The organism is Streptomyces sp. NPDC014764 (assembly GCF_043082785.1).
Classification (GTDB): domain Bacteria; phylum Actinomycetota; class Actinomycetes; order Streptomycetales; family Streptomycetaceae; genus Streptomyces; species Streptomyces althioticus.
Genome location: NZ_JBIBXY010000013.1, coordinates 120,202 through 138,302, shown reverse-complemented (window position 1 = coordinate 138,302; position 18,101 = coordinate 120,202). Strand labels below are relative to the sequence as shown.

General features: G+C 72.6%; 15 protein-coding genes. 5 read left to right on the top strand and 10 right to left on the bottom strand.

All coding sequences use genetic code 11. The annotated features are described in order from the left end of the window. Window positions 1-51 precede the first annotated feature (51 nt). Window positions 52-1,881, bottom strand: coding sequence for an endonuclease/exonuclease/phosphatase family protein (locus tag ACF1AG_RS26120; RefSeq protein ID WP_387794785.1), 1,830 nt, complete (start codon window positions 1,879-1,881; stop codon window positions 52-54). A 210-nt stretch (window positions 1,882-2,091) separates the two neighbouring features. On the opposite strand from ACF1AG_RS26120, the gene ACF1AG_RS26115 reads away from it, so the two are divergent. Beyond that, entirely contained in the window at window positions 2,092-3,528 is a 1,437-nt protein-coding gene (locus tag ACF1AG_RS26115) for a hypothetical protein (protein WP_387794787.1), read from the top strand. Between the two features lie 504 nt (window positions 3,529-4,032). Continuing rightward, entirely contained in the window at window positions 4,033-5,619 is a 1,587-nt protein-coding gene (locus ACF1AG_RS26110) for a TROVE domain-containing protein (RefSeq protein ID WP_387794788.1), read from the top strand. Between the two features lie 60 nt (window positions 5,620-5,679). Here ACF1AG_RS26110 and ACF1AG_RS26105 read toward each other — a convergent pair whose 3' ends face one another. The 8 genes from ACF1AG_RS26105 to ACF1AG_RS26070 all read right to left on the bottom strand — a co-directional run bounded on the left by ACF1AG_RS26105 (window position 5,680) and on the right by ACF1AG_RS26070 (window position 13,647). Further along, a complete protein-coding gene (locus ACF1AG_RS26105; protein ID WP_391810491.1) occupies window positions 5,680-6,882 on the bottom strand; it encodes a TerD family protein in 1,203 nt (400 codons plus the stop codon). 87 nt (window positions 6,883-6,969) lie between these two features. Then, window positions 6,970-7,191: a hypothetical protein gene (locus tag ACF1AG_RS26100; RefSeq protein ID WP_359607602.1), complete on the bottom strand. Its 222-nt coding sequence runs from the start codon at window positions 7,189-7,191 to the stop codon at window positions 6,970-6,972. A gap of 83 nt (window positions 7,192-7,274) precedes the next feature. Beyond that, window positions 7,275-8,264, bottom strand: coding sequence for a zinc-dependent alcohol dehydrogenase family protein (locus tag ACF1AG_RS26095; RefSeq protein ID WP_359603992.1), 990 nt, complete (start codon window positions 8,262-8,264; stop codon window positions 7,275-7,277). Next, complete coding sequence (locus tag ACF1AG_RS26090) at window positions 8,261-9,112, bottom strand: carbohydrate ABC transporter permease (protein ID WP_048458443.1); 852 nt, start codon at window positions 9,110-9,112, stop codon at window positions 8,261-8,263. Before ACF1AG_RS26090 ends, ACF1AG_RS26095 begins: the two co-directional genes overlap by 4 nt. Further along, window positions 9,109-10,050: a sugar ABC transporter permease gene (locus ACF1AG_RS26085; protein ID WP_359603994.1), complete on the bottom strand. Its 942-nt coding sequence runs from the start codon at window positions 10,048-10,050 to the stop codon at window positions 9,109-9,111. Before ACF1AG_RS26085 ends, ACF1AG_RS26090 begins: the two co-directional genes overlap by 4 nt. Continuing rightward, complete coding sequence (locus ACF1AG_RS26080; protein WP_359603996.1) at window positions 10,047-11,417, bottom strand: sugar ABC transporter substrate-binding protein; 1,371 nt, start codon at window positions 11,415-11,417, stop codon at window positions 10,047-10,049. The genes ACF1AG_RS26085 and ACF1AG_RS26080 overlap by 4 nt, the downstream gene beginning before the upstream one ends. A gap of 100 nt (window positions 11,418-11,517) precedes the next feature. Then, a complete protein-coding gene (locus tag ACF1AG_RS26075) occupies window positions 11,518-12,288 on the bottom strand; it encodes a DeoR/GlpR family DNA-binding transcription regulator (RefSeq protein WP_359603998.1) in 771 nt (256 codons plus the stop codon). Window positions 12,289-12,837: 549 nt separating this feature from the next. Then, on the bottom strand, window positions 12,838-13,647 hold the full coding sequence (locus ACF1AG_RS26070) for an NAD-dependent epimerase/dehydratase family protein (RefSeq protein WP_387794789.1): 810 nt from the start codon (window positions 13,645-13,647) through the stop codon (window positions 12,838-12,840). A gap of 245 nt (window positions 13,648-13,892) precedes the next feature. On the opposite strand from ACF1AG_RS26070, the gene ACF1AG_RS26065 reads away from it, so the two are divergent. After that, window positions 13,893-14,834 (top strand): 5-dehydro-4-deoxyglucarate dehydratase, encoded by a 942-nt coding sequence (locus tag ACF1AG_RS26065; protein WP_359604002.1) that lies wholly within the window; start codon window positions 13,893-13,895, stop codon window positions 14,832-14,834. Continuing rightward, complete coding sequence (locus tag ACF1AG_RS26060) at window positions 14,831-16,000, top strand: hypothetical protein (RefSeq protein ID WP_359604004.1); 1,170 nt, start codon at window positions 14,831-14,833, stop codon at window positions 15,998-16,000. The genes ACF1AG_RS26065 and ACF1AG_RS26060 overlap by 4 nt, the downstream gene beginning before the upstream one ends. Here ACF1AG_RS26060 and ACF1AG_RS26055 read toward each other — a convergent pair. After that, a complete protein-coding gene (locus tag ACF1AG_RS26055) occupies window positions 15,937-17,172 on the bottom strand; it encodes an MFS transporter (protein ID WP_359604006.1) in 1,236 nt (411 codons plus the stop codon). The two genes, ACF1AG_RS26060 and ACF1AG_RS26055, sit on opposite strands and share 64 nt — an antisense overlap. Before the next feature lie 150 nt (window positions 17,173-17,322). Between ACF1AG_RS26055 and ACF1AG_RS26050 the strand changes: the two genes are divergently transcribed. Next, window positions 17,323-17,916: a TIGR03086 family metal-binding protein gene (locus tag ACF1AG_RS26050; RefSeq protein WP_391810486.1), complete on the top strand. Its 594-nt coding sequence runs from the start codon at window positions 17,323-17,325 to the stop codon at window positions 17,914-17,916. Window positions 17,917-18,101 lie beyond the last annotated feature (185 nt).

The window sequence follows — 18,101 nt, the reverse complement described above, 5'->3', positions numbered from 1 at the left end:
CATCCGCTTCCGACCCCCGCCGCCCGTTGCCGGAGCGGCGTCAGGCCGGGGTCACGGCTTGAAGCGCAGGACCTGCGGGTCGTGGTCGCTGATCTGGTCGTGGAACTCCGCGTTGATGTGCACGCTGTCGTAGCTGAACGAGCACGAGCGGCGGATCGACGGGCTGATCAGGATCTGGTCCAGCGCCTGGCTGTTGCCCTGGTACACGTACGAGTAACGCTCCGACGCGGGCAGCGACTTGATCGCCGACCAGAGGACGCCGTCGCCCTCCATGATGCGGGTGGTGCGGGAGAACTCGAAGTCGTTGATGTCGCCGAGGGCCACGACCGCCGCGTTCTTCTGGACCTTGAGGATCTTCGCGGTGAAGTCGTGGACCTCCTGGGCCTGGAGGTGACGCTGCGTCTCCGAGCTGCGCAGCGGCGGCTGGTACTGCGAGGTCAGGCCCTGGTCGCCGCCCTTGGACGAGAAGTGGTTCGCGATCACGACGACCGTGCGGCCCCGGAAGACGAACTCGCCGGCCAGCGGCTTGCGGCTGTCCTCGAACGCCGACGATTGCGGGGCGATCCGGCCGGGCGACAGGGTGAGGGCGGCCTTGCCGCGGACTCTCACCACGTCGGTCGGCGTGGTGGCGTCACCGCCGGGCCGGTCGGTGAAGGACACCCGGGCCGGGTTGAAGAGGAACGCCTGGCGGATGTTGCCGCCCGGCTCGCCGCCGTCCCGCTTGTCGGCCGGGTCGACGGCGCGCCAGTCGTAGCGCGGGCCGCCTGCCGCCTCGACGGCGTCGATCAGCTTCCCGAGCGTGACGTCGGCGGCGACCGTGCCGTCGTCCGTGGCGCCGTTGTTGTCCTGGATCTCCTCCAGCGACACGATGTCGGGCGAGGAGAGGCGGTGCACGATCGCCTCGGCGTGCGCGGCGAACGTGTCGTCCGACGGGTCGAGGTTCTCCACGTTGTACGTGGCTATCGCGAGTTCGGAGCGGTGCTGCGCGCGGGTCGTCTCGCGCTTCGTGCCGCCCGCCTCCAGCGTGCCGAGCTCGCTCGCGACCAGGGTGTAGCCGCCGTACTGGTTGTAGTCCAGCGGGCCCGTGGTGGCGCCCGCGAGGACGTCGCCGACGTTCGCGTCGGGGAAGTCGGCGGCCTTGCCCAGCGACTGGATCTGGATCCGGCCGGTGTTCTGCGCGTCGTACGAGCCGTAGACCGTGCCGCCGCGCCGGTTCCGGTTCTCGCGCGGCTTCACGGTGACCCACAGCTCCGTGTACGGGTCGGTCGCGCCCACCACGCGGGCGTCGGCGACCCGGACGTTCATGCCCTCCAGCGATTCGTACAGGTCGAGGGCGTACCTGCCCGGACGCAGCGTGAGGGCGTTGACCGAACCGCCGGCCGCCGGGCCGCCCTGCGGGGCGTACGCGGCCGGGACGGTGCGCGCGTCGAGGACGGCCGGGGCCGGGACCGGGTTGCCGCGCGAGACGACCGTGACGGTGGGCTTGGTGATCTCGGTGACCGACTGGTTGCCGGAGGACGCGCCGCCGGGGACGAACTCGGTGACCGTGCCGGAGACGGAGACCTCGTCGCCCACCGCGACACCCTGCGGGGTGGAGCTGGTGAAGACGAACACGCCCTCACTGGTGGCCGGGTCTGCGTCGGGGGCGGGGTCCTGGATCCAGAAGCCGCGGGACGAACCGTAGGTGCGGATGCCGGTGACGATGCCGGTCACGTCGGTGACCTGCTTGCCGGCGAACGGCGAAACACGCGTGTCGCCCTGGATGTCGTGGATGCGCACGGACTCGGCGTGCGCGGGCGTCGTGAGGACGACGGTGGACGCCGCGGAACACACGGCGGCGACGGTGAGCGCGGCGAGGCGCGCGGACGGCTTGCTCGGCAACGGGATTCCCTCCGGGGACCGGAACGAGGGTGGGGCGGGCGCGGTGCGGGACACACCCCGTCTACGCGCGTCAATGTCCAGCCTGCCCGGACCACTTGTCAAGGTTTCGGCCATGCACGCCGCACGACGCGGAGAGGAAGTGGGCGGCATGGGTGGAAATCCGTCTAGGCTGAGCGGCTGAGACGTAGAGGGCACTAGGAGAAACAGCCGATGTCAGACAGCTCCATCCTGCCGCCGGCGCGGCTGCGCCCCGAAGCGGAGCTGGCGCGCGACGCCCTGTCCACTCCGGTGCTGTCCCGGGCCGCCCGGCTGGCCCGCTGGGCAGGCCCCGCGACCCGCGTGGACGCCGGCGGCGGACTGGTGGACGAGCAGCTCCCGGACGCCGCCGCGGAGTTGGGCCTGAGCGGTGAGGACGCCGCGACCGACGCCAGTGAGGCCTGGCGGGTCGCCGTGGACACCGGGCTCGTCGAGGTGGCCGACGAGGAGGAGGGCACCGTCCGCGCGGGCGACGAACTGTCGCTGCTCACCGGGGGATCGCCGCAGGACGTGCTGAACGTGTGGCTCGGCGCCCTGGAGACCGTGCTGGACGACGCGAGCGTGCCCGACCTGGGCGGTCTCGTCGACGCCATCGCCGGCGGCGAGGGGTCGGGGGAGCTGGACCTCGACGCGCTGGACTGGAACCCGGAGGCCGAGGCGGAGTTCCTCGACGGGGTCCTCGGCAACCTGTACCTGCTGACCGTCGGCGAGGACAAGGCCGGCGACGCGCCGGTGCCGCTGCCCGCGCTGGCCGCCTCCGTCATCGTGCCCGACGACATGGCGGAGCCCAGCAACGACGTCCTGGAGCAGGTGTCCGACGCGATGATGCGGCTGGACGACCAGTTCCGGATGCTGGAGCCCATCGGGCTCGTCGAGTACCAGCCCGTCGACGAGGCCCTGATGGCCGACGCCGACGAGGAGCCCGCCGCCCCCGTGGACGACACGGACGTGGCCCGCTACGGGCTGGTACGGCTCACCCCGCTCGGGCTGTACGGGCTGCGCGCCCGGCTGCTGGAGGCCGGCTTCGAGGCGCCCGCGGTCGGCGACCTCGCGGACAAGGGCGCCGACGCGCTGCTCGACGGCACGGCCGTCTACCCGCCGGCCGCCGCCCATGCCGAGACCGAGCACTGGCTGGAGCGGCGCCGGCCGCTGGAGGCCGCGCGGGAGCTGCTCGCCGCCGCGCGCGGCTCCGACGAGGGGGCGCCGCTGCGGAGGCTGCGCTGCCAGCAGGCGCTGTCGCTGGTGGGCGGCGCCGCGGAGCCCGCGCTGCGGGAGGTGCTGGACGACGCCGAACTCGGCGGTCTGGCGCGGGTGTGGCTCGCCGAGCACGGGGCCGCGGACGTGCCGCCGCCGTCCGAGGCGATGATCTTCTGGCTCACCATCGACACGGTGGCCGCGCAGCTCGCCGCCGAGGGCAACTCCGAGGAACTGCGCTCCCTGGTGGAAGGGCTGGCCCGGCAGCACAGCGGCTTCTTCGACACGGCGTGGCGGGTGGACCACCCGGCGACCGCGGACGTCCTGGAGGCGATGGGACGCCTCCACCCGGACAGGAAGATCGCGAAGGAAGCACGGAAGGCAGCTTTCAAGGCGCGGTCGCAGCAAGGGAACTGAAAAGCAGCCGGTGCGCCGGTGATTAATTCGCTCGCCCGGGCGACGGCCGCCCTCGTACAGTGATGCACGTCCAGGTGCGAAGGCAGGACCTACTTCCACTGATAATGGGGCGGTCGCGGGTTCGAGTCCCGCCACCGGCACGACGCGCCGGTGTAGCTCAGGGGCCAGAGCACCTACGTCGGTTCCGCCGGTCTTGAACTCTGGACACCACAACTTCATGCACCTCCCGGTGCGCGGGCTGCGGCTACTTCTTCTCTCCAAAGAAACCGATGCCGCCGCCGACTTGATCTCGGGAGGCGCAGCTCTGGTGGGTGCCCGGTGCGCAGGCAGCGGTTACTTCGGGATCGGGTTCACTGCGGGTTCGAATCCCGTCGTCGGCCTTGGGCCGACGTGGCGGAAATGGAAGACGCGCCTGACATGTTCCGCAGCCGACTCGTTTCTCGGGCACCCTCCTTCGTTGCGCCTCCTTTCCGTGAAACGGACAGGAATTCGGGGGAATTCACCATGGCGCGATTCAACACCCGCGCGGCGAGGCCGCAGCCGACGTCGCGCGTCACGTCCACCGGCCGTGTGCTGCGCACCCACCAGGGCGGCCGTGGCCGCGAGCGTGACGCCCGTTCGGAGCTGTTCCTGCTCGCGGTGGCCAACTTCGTCACGCAGCGGACGTTCTACGAAAGCGGCGACGCCCGCGACGACCGGTTCGCGAAGCTCGTGCGCGAACTCGCCGTGAGCGACCCGGACTGGACGGCCGGACTGCTCGGCTGGCTGCGCGGCGAGGGCAACCTGCGCACCGCCGCGCTCGTCGGCGCCGCCGAGTACGTCACGGCCCGGCTGGACGCCGGCGCGACCGACGGCCCGTCGAACCGCCAGGTCGTGGACTCCGTGCTGCGCCGCCCCGACGAGCCGGGTGAACTGCTCGCCCACTGGACGGCGACCTACGGCCGGAACATCCCGAAGCCGGTCAAGCGCGGTGTCGCCGACGCCGTGCGGCGGCTCTACGGGGGCAAGGCCCTGCTCAAGTACGACACCGCGTCCAAGGGCTACCGCTTCGGCGACATCCTCAACCTGGTGCACGCCGCCCCGGACCCGGCCAAGCCGTGGCAGGGGGACCTGTTCCGGTACGCCCTCGACCGCCGGCACCACCCGGAGACCGCGGAGCCGCCCGCCACGATTCCCGTCCTGGCCGCCCACCGTGAGCTGATGGCGCTGCCCGTCGAGGAGCGGCGCGCGGTCGTCACCGCGCCCGGCGGCGCCGAGCGGCTCGCCGCCGCGGGACTCACCTGGGAGGCGCTGGCGGGCTGGCTGCAGGGACCGATGGACAAGGCGGCCTGGGAGGCCGTCATCCCCTCCATGGGGCCGATGGCGCTGGTGCGCAACCTGCGCATCTTCGACGAGGCCGGGGTGAGCGACGAGGTCGCGGCGCGGGTCGCCGCCCGCATCGCCGACCCGGCGGAGGTCGCACGGTCGCGGCAGTTCCCCTTCCGCTACCTCGCCGCGTACCGGCACGCGCCGTCGCTGCGCTGGTCGTACCCGCTGGAGCAGGCGCTGGGGCACTCGCTGGCCAACGTGCCCGAGCTGCCCGGCCGGACGCTGGTCCTCGTGGACCGCTCGGGTTCGATGTTCTACAGCCGGATGTCGGACCGCTCCGAGCTCACCCGCGCGGACGCGGCGGCCGTCTTCGGCACGGCGGTCGCGCTGCGGGCCGCGAAGGCCGACCTCGTCGAGTTCGGCACGACGAGCAGGCCGGTGCGGTTCCGCCGGGGCGAGTCGGTGCTGAGGATCCTCGACCGGTTCGGGGACCTCGGCGGCACCGACACGACCGAGGCGGTGCGCCGGCACCACCGGGGGCACGACCGGGTGCTGATCGTCACCGACGAGCAGTACGCCGCCGGCCTGCACGGCGACCCGACCGAGCAGGTCCCGGCGGACGTGCCGGTCTACACCTGGAACCTGGCCGGGTACCGCGCGGGCCACGGCCCCTCCGGCACGGCGAACCGGCACACCTTCGGCGGCCTGTCCGACGCGGCCTTCCGGATGGTGCCGCTGCTGGAGGCGGGGCGCGACGCCGACTGGCCTTGGGCGGCCGCCTGACACGAACGCCGGGCACCCCTGTGAGGGGTGCCCGGCGCTTCTCGTGCGTGCCGCGGGTGACTACAGGGCCTGGCCGGCCGGCTTGACCATGCCGCGGACCGTGCGGCCCTTCACGAACTCGCCGATCGCGGTCATCTCCCACTCGCCCGAGTACTGCCGGATCAGCTTCGCCATCATCACGCCCGTCTGCGGCTCGGCGCTCGTCAGGTCGAAGCGGACCAGTTCCTCGCCGGTGGACGCGTCGAGCAGACGGCAGTACGCCTTGGCGACCTCGGTGAACTTCTGGCCGGAGAACGAGTTCACCGTGAAGACCAGGCCGGAGACCTCCATGGGGAGGCGGCCGAGGTCGACGGTGATGACCTCGTCGTCGCCGGCGCCCTCACCCGTGAGGTTGTCACCGGAGTGCTGGATCGCGCCGCCGATGATCTGCAGCTTTCCGAAGTAGCAGCTGTCGATGTGGTTGCGCTGCGGGCCGAAGGCGATGACCGAGGCGTCCAGGTCGATGTCCTTGCCGCGGTAGGCGGGCTCCCAGCCGAGGCCCATCTTCACCTGGGACAGCAGCGGGCGGCCGCCCTTCATCAGGGAGACCGTCTGGTTCTTCTGGAGGCTGACCCGGCCCTTGTCCAGGTTGATCTTCCCGGCGCCGGGCGCGGCGGCGGGCGGGGCCGGGGGAGCCGCCGGAGCCGCCGGGGCGGGCGGCGCCTGCGGGGCGGCGGCCGGGGGAGCGGGCGGGGCGGCCTGCGGGGCCACCGGCTGCGCCGGGGCGGCCGGTTCCTCGACGGAGACGCCGAAGTCCGTGGCGATGCCGGCCAGGCCGTTGGCGTAGCCCTGGCCGACCGCCCGGACCTTCCAGGCGCCGTTGCGCAGGTAGATCTCGACGACCACCAGGGCCGTCTCCGCGCCGAGCTGCGGGGGAGTGAAGGTCGCCAGGACGGCGCCGGTGTCCGCGTCGCGGACGGTCGCGGTGGGCTCGATGCCCTGGAAGGTCTGGCCCGCCGCGTCGGGGCTCGCGGTCACGACGATCTTCTCGATGCCGGGCGGTACGGCCGCGGTGTCGACCGTGATGGCGTCGGGCGCCGAGCCCCCGCCGGAGCGGTAGGTCACGCCGGGGCCCGTGGGCTGGTTGTAGAAGATGAAGTCGTCGTCGGAGCGCACCTTGCCGTCGGCGGTGAGCAGCAGGCCCGATACGTCGAGCCGCACGGGCGCGGCGACGTCCACCGCCACGCGGGCAGTGGGAAGAGGGATGTTCGAGCCGGGGGTCATAGCTGTCATGCCGGGTGAACGAGCGAGGCCGTTTTACCGTTCCCTTACCTGTGGTCCGTTCGGCTGAGCCGCCGGCCCCGTCCCCGCTCAGCCCCGGTTGCGGGGGTGGTCGCGGGCCGCGCGTTCGTTGCCCCGGCGGTAGTTGCCGGTCCAGCGGGCCATGACCAGCTGGGGGTCGGCGCCGGAGACCTCGGTGAGGAAGCGGGCGGCCCGGTCGCCGCGCAGGACGGTGGCGCGGCGGCCGTGGTGGGTGATGTGGACGGTTCCGTCGGGGTGCGCCTCGTAGGTGAAGCCGCTAGGTCTGGCCATGCCGGCGATCGTACGGGGAGGGGGCGCGGACGCCCAGGGATTTCTTCCCCGGCGCCCGCGCCCCCACCTGCCGTCCGGCAGACCTACGGCACGACCACGATCTTGCGGCCCACGCCCGCCGCGAACTGCTCCAGGGCCTGCGGGTACTGCTCCAGCGGGAGACGGTCGCTGATGAAGACGTCCGGGTCGAGGACGCCGTTCGCGAACAGCTCCGCCGCGCGCTCGTAGCTGTGCAGGACGGCCATCGAGCCGGTGATGGTGATCTCCTGGTTGTAGATCCGGTACGGGTCGATCTCCACCCGGGTCGCGTAGTCGGCCACCCCGAACTGGAGGAAGGTGCCCGCCTTGGCGACCCGGCCGAGGCCGTCCTGGATCGCCGCCGCGTTGCCGGTCGCGTCGATCACCAGGTCCCAGCCCTGCGGACGGTCCAGCTCGTCCGGGGTGGCCGCGGACGCGGAGACGCCGAGCCTGCGGGCGGTCTCCAGACGCGACGGGTTCAGGTCGACCATGTCGACGCTCGCCGCGCCGGTCCGCTTGGCCAGCTCCAGCATCATCAGGCCCATGGTCCCGGAGCCGTAGATCAGCACGTGCGCGCCGAGCCGCGACTGGAGCACGTCGTAGCCGCGCACCGCGCAGGACAGCGGCTCGACGAGCGCCGCGTCCTGCGTGCGGACGTGCTCGGGGAGCTTCACGCAGTTCGCCACCGGCGCGACCGCGTACTGCGCGGCGCCGCCCGCCGTGGTGACGCCGATCGCCGCCCACCGCTCGCACAGGTTGTTGTGGCCGGTACGGCAGTAGCGGCACTCGTAGCAGTACAGGGAGGGGTCGACGGCCACCTGGTCGCCGAGCGCCACCTCGGTGACCTGGGAGCCGACGCCGACCACCTCGCCGGCGAACTCGTGCCCCGGCACGATCGGCAGCTTCGGCGCGAACTCGCCCTGCAGGATGTGCAGATCGGTCCCGCACAGCCCGCACGCGGCGACCTCGACGACGACGTCCCTCGGGCCCGGCGTCGGGTCCGGGACCTCGGTGACGACGGCCCGGCCCACGGACTCGATGACGGCGGCCTTCATTTCACGGCTCCCAACGACAGGCCCTGGACGAGTTTGTCCTGGGCGGCGAACCCCGCGGCGAGCACCGGCAGGGAGATGACGAGCGACGCGGCGCACACCTTCGCCAGGAACAGGCCCTGGCTGGTGATGAAGCCGGTCAGGAAGACGGGGGCGGTCTCGGCGACCACGCCCGTCAGGACACGGGCGAACAGCAGCTCGTTCCAGCTGAAGATGAAGCAGATCAACGCCGTCGCCGCGATGCCCGGCAGGGCGATCGGGGCGACCACCCGGGCCAGCACCGTCGGCAGCCGGGCGCCGTCGATCTGGGCGGCCTCGATGACCGCGACCGGGATCTCGGAGAGGAAGGACTGCATCATCCACACCGCGATCGGCAGGTTCATCGAGGTGTAGAGGATGACGAGCAGCCAGATGTTGTCGAGCATCCCGGCGTTCTTGGCGAACAGGTAGATCGGCAGCAGGCCGGCCACCACGGGCAGCATCTTGGTGGAGAGGAAGAAGAACAGGACGTCCGTCCACCGTTTCACCGGGCGGATGGACAGGGCGTAGGCGGCGGGCAGCGCCAGCACCAGGACCAGCAGCGTGGACGTCACGGACGCGACCGTCGAGTTGATCAGGGCGGGCCAGGGGCTGGCGCCGCCGTCCGCGCCGAAGAACTCGCGGTAGCCGTCCAGGGTGAGGGCGGCTCCCCAGGAGGGCGGGTTGGTGGCCGCGTCCGTCTCGGAGTGGAAGGACGTCAGCGCCATCCAGGCGATGGGCAGGAAGAACACGATGCCGGCCAGCCAGGCGACCAGGCCGAGACCCGCTCCGCCGCGGAACCGGCCGCGGGTGCGTACGGCGGTGCTGCTCATGCGCGGGACACCTCCTCGCGGAACAGGGACGAGACCACGCGCAGAGCGAAGGTCGCGATGACGATGGAGCCGATGACGACCAGGACGCCGGCCGCCGAGGCGAGGCCGTTCTCGTGCGCCTGGTAGAAGGTCTGGTAGACGGTGTAGGGCAGGTTGGCGGTGCCGAGACCGCCGGACGTGAGGGTGAACACCGCGTCGAAGTTCTGCACGATGTAGATCGAGCCGAGCAGCGCGCCCAGTTCGAGGTAGCGGCGCAGGTGCGGCAGCGTGATGTGCACGAAGATCTGCCAGTCGCTCGCGCCGTCCACGCGGGCCGCCTCGAGCTGCTGCTGGTCCCGGCTCTGCAGCCCCGCCAGCAGGATGAGCATCATGAACGGCGTCCACTGCCACACCAGCGACGCCTGCACGGCGAGCAGCGGGGTGCCGGAGATCCAGTCGGGCTGGGGACCGCCGACGTAGTGCAGCAGGCCGTTGAGGAGGCCGTACTCCGGGTTGTAGAGGACGTGCTTCCAGAGCAGGGCGGCGGCGACCGGCACCACCAGGAACGGCGCGATGAGCAGGGTGCGCACCACGGCCCGCCCCCGGAACTTCCGGTCCAGCAGCAGCGCGAGCAGCAGTCCGATCACCAGGCTGGCCAGGACCACGCCCACGGTGAGCAGGACGGTCGTCCAGACGGACTTGCGCAGTGCCGGGTCGGTCAGCACCTCCTGGTAGTTGGCGAACCCGGCGAAGCTGCGGGCGTCGGGGTAGAGGGAGTTCCAGTCGAAGAAGGAGATCACCAGGGTCGCCACGAACGGCAGCTGGGTGACCACGATCATGAAGATCAGGGCGGGCAGCAGCGGGGCGCGGGTGGCCCAGGCGCGCAGCCGGGCGGAGGGCCGGCCCGGTACGGCGGACGTCTTCGGTGCGGCCGGAGGGGCCGTGGTCGTGGCGGTCATCGTCCCTCGTACTCCTCGGCGATCTCTTCTGCGAGCTGCTGGGACTTCCTCAGGGCCGTCTCGACGGACTGGCGTCCGGCGATGGCCGCGCTGATCTCCTGGGAGACCTTGGTGCCGAGATCGGTGAACTCGGGGATGCCGACGAACTGGATGCCGGGCGCCGGGCGGGGCTGGACGCCGGGGTCGTCGGGGCGGGCCTGTTCGATGGCCCGCCTGGTCATCTCCTGGAAGGCGGAGGCCTCCGCCCGGTAGTCGGGATTGGCGTAGGTGGAGGCGCGCTTGCCCGCGGGGATGTTGGACCAGCCGACCTGCTCGCCGGCCAGCTGCTCGTACTCCTTGCTGGACGCCCAGGAGACGAACTTCCAGGCGTTGTCCGGGTTGCGGGAGGCGTTCTGGATGCCCCACGCCCAGGTGTAGAGCCAGCCCGACGACTGGGTCTTCTCGACCGGCGCGGGCGCGTAGCCGATCTTCCCGGCGACGGGGGAGCCGTCGGCCTCCAGGGAGCCGGCCGCGGACGTGGCGTCGTACCACATGGCGACCTTGCCCTGGGTGAGGTTGTTCAGGCACTCGGCGAAGCCGGCCTGCGGCGCGCCGGACTCGCCGTGCTCCCGCACCAGGTCCACGTAGAAGTTGACGGCCTCCTTCCACTCGGGGGAGTCGAGCCGCGCCTTCCAGTCCTCGTCGAACCAGGTGCCGCCGAAGGTGTTGACCACCGTGGTGAGCGGCGCCATGACCTCGCCCCAGCCGGGCAGTCCGCGCAGGCAGATGCCCTTCATGCCGGGCCGGGCGCCGTCCGCCTTCGCCGCGAGGTCGGCCACCTGCTGCCAGGTGGGCCGCGCGGGCATCGTCAGTCCCTTCTCCGCGAAGACGTCCTTGCGGTACATCAGGAACGACGACTCGCCGTAGAAGGGCTGGCCGTACAGCTTGCCGTCCTCGCCGGTGAGGGACTGCCGCATCGGCTCGAGGACGTCCTGCTGGTCGTACGCCCTGTCCTCGGCGACGTACGGGTCCATGTCCTTCAGCCAGCCGTTCTTGGCGTAGATGGGTATCTCGTAGTTGGACAGGGTGGCCACGTCGTACTGGCCGGCCTGGTTGGCGAAGTCCTGGCTGATCTTGTCGCGGACGTCGTTCTCCGGCAGCACGGTGAAGTTCACCTTGATGCCGGTCTCCTTGGTGAAGTGGGCGGCGGTCAGCTTCTGCAACTCGACCATCTGCGAGTTGTTCACCATCAGGACGTTGATGGCGTCGCCGCCGGATCCGGCCCCGCCCGCTCCGACCCAGCAGCCGGAGAGCAGCGGGGCGATCAGCGTCCCTGCGGCGGCCGTGGCGAGTACGCCTCGCGGCCTCCGTCGGCTCTGGGTTCGCATGGATCGCTCCTGGACGTATAGGGAGACATCGGGCGTCACCTGGCATGGCTCGGCCCCGTGGGGACGTGTGAGGGTATGGGGTTGAGGGGCGTGGGAGGTGCTACACCCGGACGACCTGCGGTCCGAGCAGGGAGTAGCGGTGGGCCTCGGAGGCCGGCAGCAGGGTGCTCGTCACGATCGCCTCCAGCGCGCCGACCTCGGCGAACCGGCAGAAGCTGACCGCTCCGAACTTGGTGTGGACACCCGCGAACACCACGCGGCGGGCGGCCCGCACCGCCTGCGCCTTGACCTCGCTGACCGCCGGGTCGGGCGTGGTCAGACCGTGTTCGCGGGAGATCCCGTTGGCGCCGATGAACGCCAGGTCGATGACGAAGCCGGAGAGCATCTTCGTCGTCCAGTGGTCCACGGTGGCGAGCGTGCCCGAGCGGACGCGGCCGCCGAGCAGCAGGACGGACGCGTTGCCGTTCTGCGCGAGCGCGCCCGCGACCGGCAGGGAGGCGGTGACCACGGTGAGCGGCCGGTCGGCGGGCAGGGCCTCGGCGATGAGCTGCGGGGTGAAGCCCTCGTCGACGAAGACCGTCTCGGCGTCCCCGAGCAGCTCCGCCGCGGCGGCCGCGACCCTGCGCTTTTCGGGGACGTGGCTGGTGGCGCGGAAGGCGAGCGTCGTCTCGAAGCCGGCGCTCTCGACGGGGTAGGCGCCGCCGTGGGTACGGCGGACGAGGCCGTGGTCCTCCAGGGCGCGGAGGTCGCGACGGACGGTCTCCTTGGCGACGCCCAGCTCGGCGGCGAGCGCGGTCACGTCGACCGAGCCGGTGGCTCGGGCCACCCGCACGATCTCACGTTGACGCTCTTCGGCCGTTCTGGTGGCCATGGCTGGACCCCTCCTCCGCTTGCTTGCCCGTTCGGGCCTCTGCAGGAAGTTGTACAGCGGGGACGGGGTGCTGACCAGGTCTGTTGCGGGTCCGTTGATGCCCGGTTGTGCCCGTCTGGGCGGGCGGGTGCCCGGCTCGGACCTGGGTGGGGAGTGAGAGCGGGCAGGGCGGGCGCCCGTTTTCCGACGCCGGGCGCCCGATTGCCGCCCGTCCGCTCGGGCGGGGGTGCGTTTTCCGCCTGCGCGAGGGGGACGCCCTCAAGGGGCGCGGGGAACTGCGCGAACGGCCCGCGCCGGGCGGCAGTCGGCGGGCGGCGGGTTGTGGCGGGTGGGTTGCCGTCGGGGGCGGGGGTGTGCTGCAGAGGGTGCCGCCCCGAGCGGCACGACTGCCCGCAGAGGAGGCGCCCTCAAGGGGCGCGGGGAACTGCGCGAACGGTTCGCGCCGGGTGGCAGTCGGCGTACGGCGGGTCGTGGCGGGTGGGTTGCCGTCGGGGGCGCGGGTCCAAACGAGGGCGCGTTGCAGAGGTGCCGCCTGCGCCCTCCGTCGCGTCAGTGCGGCCAGATGGGAGGGTCGGTCACGAAGTGACCTCCGAGGCACGCGTGGGACGGGTCCGACGAAGACAGCTCCCCCTGCTCAGCGATCAGCTTCTCCGCGAACGCCTCCGAGTCGTCCCGCGGCTCGTACCCCAGCGCCCGCGCGGACCCCAGGTCCCACCACAGCCGCGTGTTCGCGGAGGAGCCGTACACCACCGTGTGCCCCACCCCCTCCGCCGTCAGCGCCGCGTGGAACAGTCGCGCGCCGTCCGCCGGGCTCATCCACACCGACAGCATCCGCACGCTCGTCGGCTCCGGGAAGCAGGATCCGATCCGCACGGACACCGTCTCCACCCCGTGCTTGTCCCAGTACAGCTGCGCCAGGTCCTCGCCGAAGCACTTGGACAGGCCGTAGAAGGTGTCCGGCCGGCGGGGCGTGTCGATGGGGATCAGAGGATCGTCGCCCTGGGGGCGCGGGGTGTAGCCGACGGCGTGGTTGGAGGAGGCGAACACGATCCGGCGTACGCCTTCCTCGCGCGCGGCCTCGTACAGGTTGTACGTCCCCTCGATGTTCGCCTTGAGGATCTTGTCGAAGGACGCCTCCAGCGAGATGCCCGCGAGATGGACGACCGCGTCGACACCCCGCACCGCTTCCCGCACGGCGTCCCGGTCGCTCAGGTCGCCGACGATCGCGTCGGGCGCGCCCTCCACCGGCCGCAGGTCGAACAGCCGCAGCTCGTACCCGTGCCGGGGGAGCAGTTCCCGCATCAGCGTGCCGAGACCGCCGGCGGCGCCGGTGAGCAGGACGGTGCGGGGAGCGGGCATCTGCGGGTCTCCTTGCGGCGCCGGCCGGAACGGACGGAACGAACGTGCAGGTGGACGCACGGCGTTCATGTGCGTGGACACGCTAAGGAGCCCGGACGCGGCGCGTCAAGTACCCCGGCCCCACCCCTCCCGCGTCCGCCACGCGCAGCGATCCGCTTGACCCGCCTCCCCGCCCCGCCTTAGCGTGGCCCTGTTCAGAAATATGGACGGCAATCAAGAATATGGACCACGACCAGGGAGAGCTTGTGACGTCAGCCCCTCTCGCCGCGCGACTCAGTATCCCCAGCGGGCCGCTGTTCTTCCCGGTCACCGCCTACGGACCCGACGGCGCCGTCGACCCCGACACGTACCGGCTCCATGTGCGGCGCGGTGTCGAGGCCGGGGCCGCAGCCGTCTTCGCCTGCTGCGGCACGGGCGAGTTCCACGCGCTGACGCCCGAGGAGTTCGAGACCTGCGTGCGCGCGGCGGTGGAGGCCACCGAAGGGCGTGTCCCGGTCGTCGCCGGCGCCGGCTACGGCACCGCTCTCGCCGTCCGCTACGCCCGCCTCGCCGAGGCCGCCGGCGCCGACGGCCTGCTCGCCATGCCGCCGTACCTGGTCAAGGCCGGGCAGGAGGGGCTGCTGCGGCACTACCGCGAGCTGGCCGCCGCGACCTCCCTGCCCGTGATCGTCTACCAGCGGGACAACGCCGTCTTCGCCCCCGGCACCGTCGTCGAACTCGCCCGTACCGACGGCGTCGTGGGCCTCAAGGACGGCTACGGCGACCTCGACCTGATGCAGCGCACGGTCAGCGCCGTGCGCGCGGCCGGCGTCGAGGACTTCCTGTACTTCAACGGGCTGCCCACCGCCGAGCTGACCCAGCCCGCCTACCGCGGCCTCGGCGTCACCCTGTACTCGTCGGCGGTGTTCTGCTTCGTGCCGGAGATCGCCCTCGCCTGCCACGCCGCCCTGCGCACCGGCGACGAGGCGACCGTCCGCCGCCTGGTCGACGGCTTCTACCGGCCGTTCGTCGACCTGCGGGACAAGGGCCAGGGATACGCCGTCTCGCTGGTCAAGGCGGGCGTGCGGCTGCGCGGGCTGGACGTGGGGGAGGTCCGCCCCCCGCTGCACGAGCCGGCCGGGGATCATCTCAAGCAGCTCGCTCAACTGATCGAGCGTGGACAGGCGCTGCTCGAGGAGGGCATGTGAAGGCATCGGCGTTCGTCTACCCCTGGGACGTCAACGGGGATCCGGGGGCGTCCGCGCGGCTCGCGGAGCTGGGCACCGCGCAGGTGACCCTCGCCTCGGCCTACCACTCCACCCGCGCGCTGACACCGCGTCACCCACGGACCCGTGTGGTCACCGCCGAGTACGCGGCCGTGCTGTACCCGCCCGACGAGTCCCGCTGGTCCGGCCGCGCACCGCGCCCCCACCCGGCGGGCGACTGGGCGCCGGGCAACGCCTTCGGCGAGGCCGCCGCCGCGCTCACGGACGCGGGCCTGGAGGTGCACACCTGGGTGGTGCTCGCCCACAACTCCCGCCTCGGCGCCGAGCATCCGGACACCTCCGTGGTCAACGCCTACGGCGACCGTTACCCGTGGGCGCCGTGCATCGCCCAGCCGGACACCCGCGCCTACCTGACGGACCTCGCCGCCGAGGCGGCCGTGCGCCCCGGCGCGCGCGGCACCGAACTGGAGTCGCTCGGCTGGTACGGCCTGGCGCATCTGCACGCCCACGACAAGACCGCCGGGGTCCCGCTCGGGGACGCCGGCCAGTACCTGATGTCCCTGTGCTTCTGCCCCGCCTGCCGGGACGGGTACGCGACGGAAGGGCTGGACGCGGACGCGCTCGCCGCCGCCGTCCGGGACGCGCTGGACCCGGTGTGGCGGGGAGAGACGCCGTCAGGGGGCGGCTGGGAGGGCGTCGAGAAGCTGCTCGGCGACACCCCGGCGGACGCCACGCGCGCGTGGCGCGACCGCACGGCCCGCACCCTCCAGGAGCAGACCGTCGCCGCCGTGCGCCGGGCCGCGCCCGAGGGTTTCCAGGTGCTGCTGCACGCCGACCCGGTGTCCTACCACTGCGGCGCCAACGCCGGCGTCGACCCCGCGCACGTCCTCTCCGTCGCCGACGGCGTGGTCGTCCCCTGCACCGGCGGCCCCGGTCCGATCGCCCCGTTCGCCGCCGAGCGCCGGGAAGGCGCCGTGCTCGCCGCCAACTTCACCGTCGTCTCCGGCATGGGCGGCAGTCCCGGCACCCTCGCGGCCGACGCGGACGGGGCGCGCAGCCTGGGGGCGACCGAACTGCGGCTGTATCACGCGGGGCTGGCGTCGGACGCGGACCTCGCCGCCGTACGGTCGGCGCTGGCCGGCCTCTGAGCCAGGAGCACCGCCGCCGTCACCCCCAGCACCACCCCGAGGACGGACAACTGCGCGCGATGGCCGACGGGCTCGACCATCGCGGCGCCCGCCGCGAGACCGATCACGTTCGGGGTGTACACCAGGGTGCCGGCGGTGGCGGTGACCCGGCCCAGCAGCGGTCCGGGCGTACGACGCTGCACCTCCGTGAACACGGCGATCAGCGCGGCGGGCAGCCCCACGCCGATCGCCGCTGCGCTCGCCCACGCCACCGGGTCGTACGGCACCGCGCGCAGCGCCACCGCGACGGCCAGCAGACCGATGCCGTACGCGGCGAACCGCCCCGCGCCCAGCCGCCGCAGGCCCGGGCCCGAGAGCAGCCCCACCGTCACCGACCCCGCGCCCTGCACGGCGTACAGCACACCGGCGTACGCGGGGGAGTGGCCCAGGTCCTCGACCACCGCGTACGTCAGCGCCCCGCTCACCCCCGCGCACAGCATGGTGACCCCGCCCGCCAGGGCCAGCGGGCGCAGCACGCTGTCCCCCCACAGGCGCCGGAGGCCCTCTGCGGTCGCGCCGCGGGTGCCCTCCCGCGCCCTGTCCGGCGGCCTCTCCCGGACCCGCAGCGACATGTACACCAGCGCCGCCGCCAGGAAGCTCGCCGCGTCCAGGACGGCGACAGCTGATCCGCCGTACGCCGTGTACAGCCCCGCGCCCGCCAGTGGGGCGAGCAGCTTCATGCCCTCGTCGGCCGTCATCCGCAGGCCGTTGAAGTGCCCGAGCAGGGAGCGGTCCACTGCGCCCGCGACCAGCGCCGACTCCGCCGCGTCGTGCACCGTGCCGGCCGCGCCGTACACGAAGAGCACCGCGTACAGCAGCCACAGCTCCTCCGGTCCGTCCACCGCGCACAGTGCGAGCAGCAGCGCCGCCATGCACAGGCTCAGCACGATCAGCAGCGGCCGGCGACGACGGCGGTCGGCGAGGGTGCCGAGCACCGGGCCCGCCAGTGCGGGCGCCCACATCGCCAGCGGGCACAGCGCCGCCAGCCTGTCCGAGCCGGTGAGGTCCTTGACCCACACCCCCGACGCCAGCCACAGCGCGGAGGTGCCGAACCCGGAGACCACCACCGCCGTCAGACACCGGCCCGCCGTGCGGTCGCGCAGCACGCGGACCGCCGTCCATCTCGTCGTCATGCCTGGTCATCGTGGTCCTAAGGCGGCGGTGAAGGCATCGGGCGAATGCCCTAGGCGGCGGACGCGGACGGGCGCCGGACCCGCTCGCCGATGAGTTCCGCGCCCGCACGCGGTCACCCCTTCGTACGCCACCGCATCCCGGGAGCAGCCATGACCGACACTCCGCTCGACCTCGGACCGCAGACCAGGATCGTCGCCCCCCTGGCCGAGGGGGTGACCGACGCGCAGCTGGCGGACAGCACGCCGTGCCCGCGTTACGCCGTGCGCCATCTCCTGGGCCACGTCCTCGGGCTGGCCGTCGCCTTCCGTGACGCGGGCCGGAAGGACCTGGGGGCCACCACGGACACCGGTCCGCAGGACGCCCTGCCGGACGTCGGACCCGCCTGGCGCGCCGAACTGCCCAAGGTGCTCGACGAACTCGCCGAGGCCTGGCGGGATCCGGCGGCCTGGACCGGCATGACGCGCGCCGGGGGCGTCGACATGCCGGGCGAGGTCACTGCCGCCGTCGCCGTCGACGAACTGGTGATCCACGGCTGGGACCTGGCCCGCGCGACCGGACAGCCGTACACGCCCGACCCCGCCGCGCTGGAGAGCGCGCACGCCTTTCTGCTGGCCGCCGCCGAGGAGGGCGACCGGGGCGGGGGCATCTTCGGCCCCGTCGTCCCCGTCCCGGCCGACGCCCCGCTGCTGGACCGGACGATCGGCCTCAGCGGCCGCGACCCGGGCTGGACCCCGCCCGCGTGAGACGGGCCCGGGCCGCGCGGTGGGCGAGTGCGGTCCGGGCCCGCAAGAGCCCCGCGGGCCCGGTGCGGCCGGGCGCGCCGCGTGAAGCGACCCCACCTTCCTTTGTCAAAAGCATTGACGAAGGAGCCGGCCACTCCTACGGTCATCCGCGTCGTACTTCGTACGTCATATATGAGACGCGATAC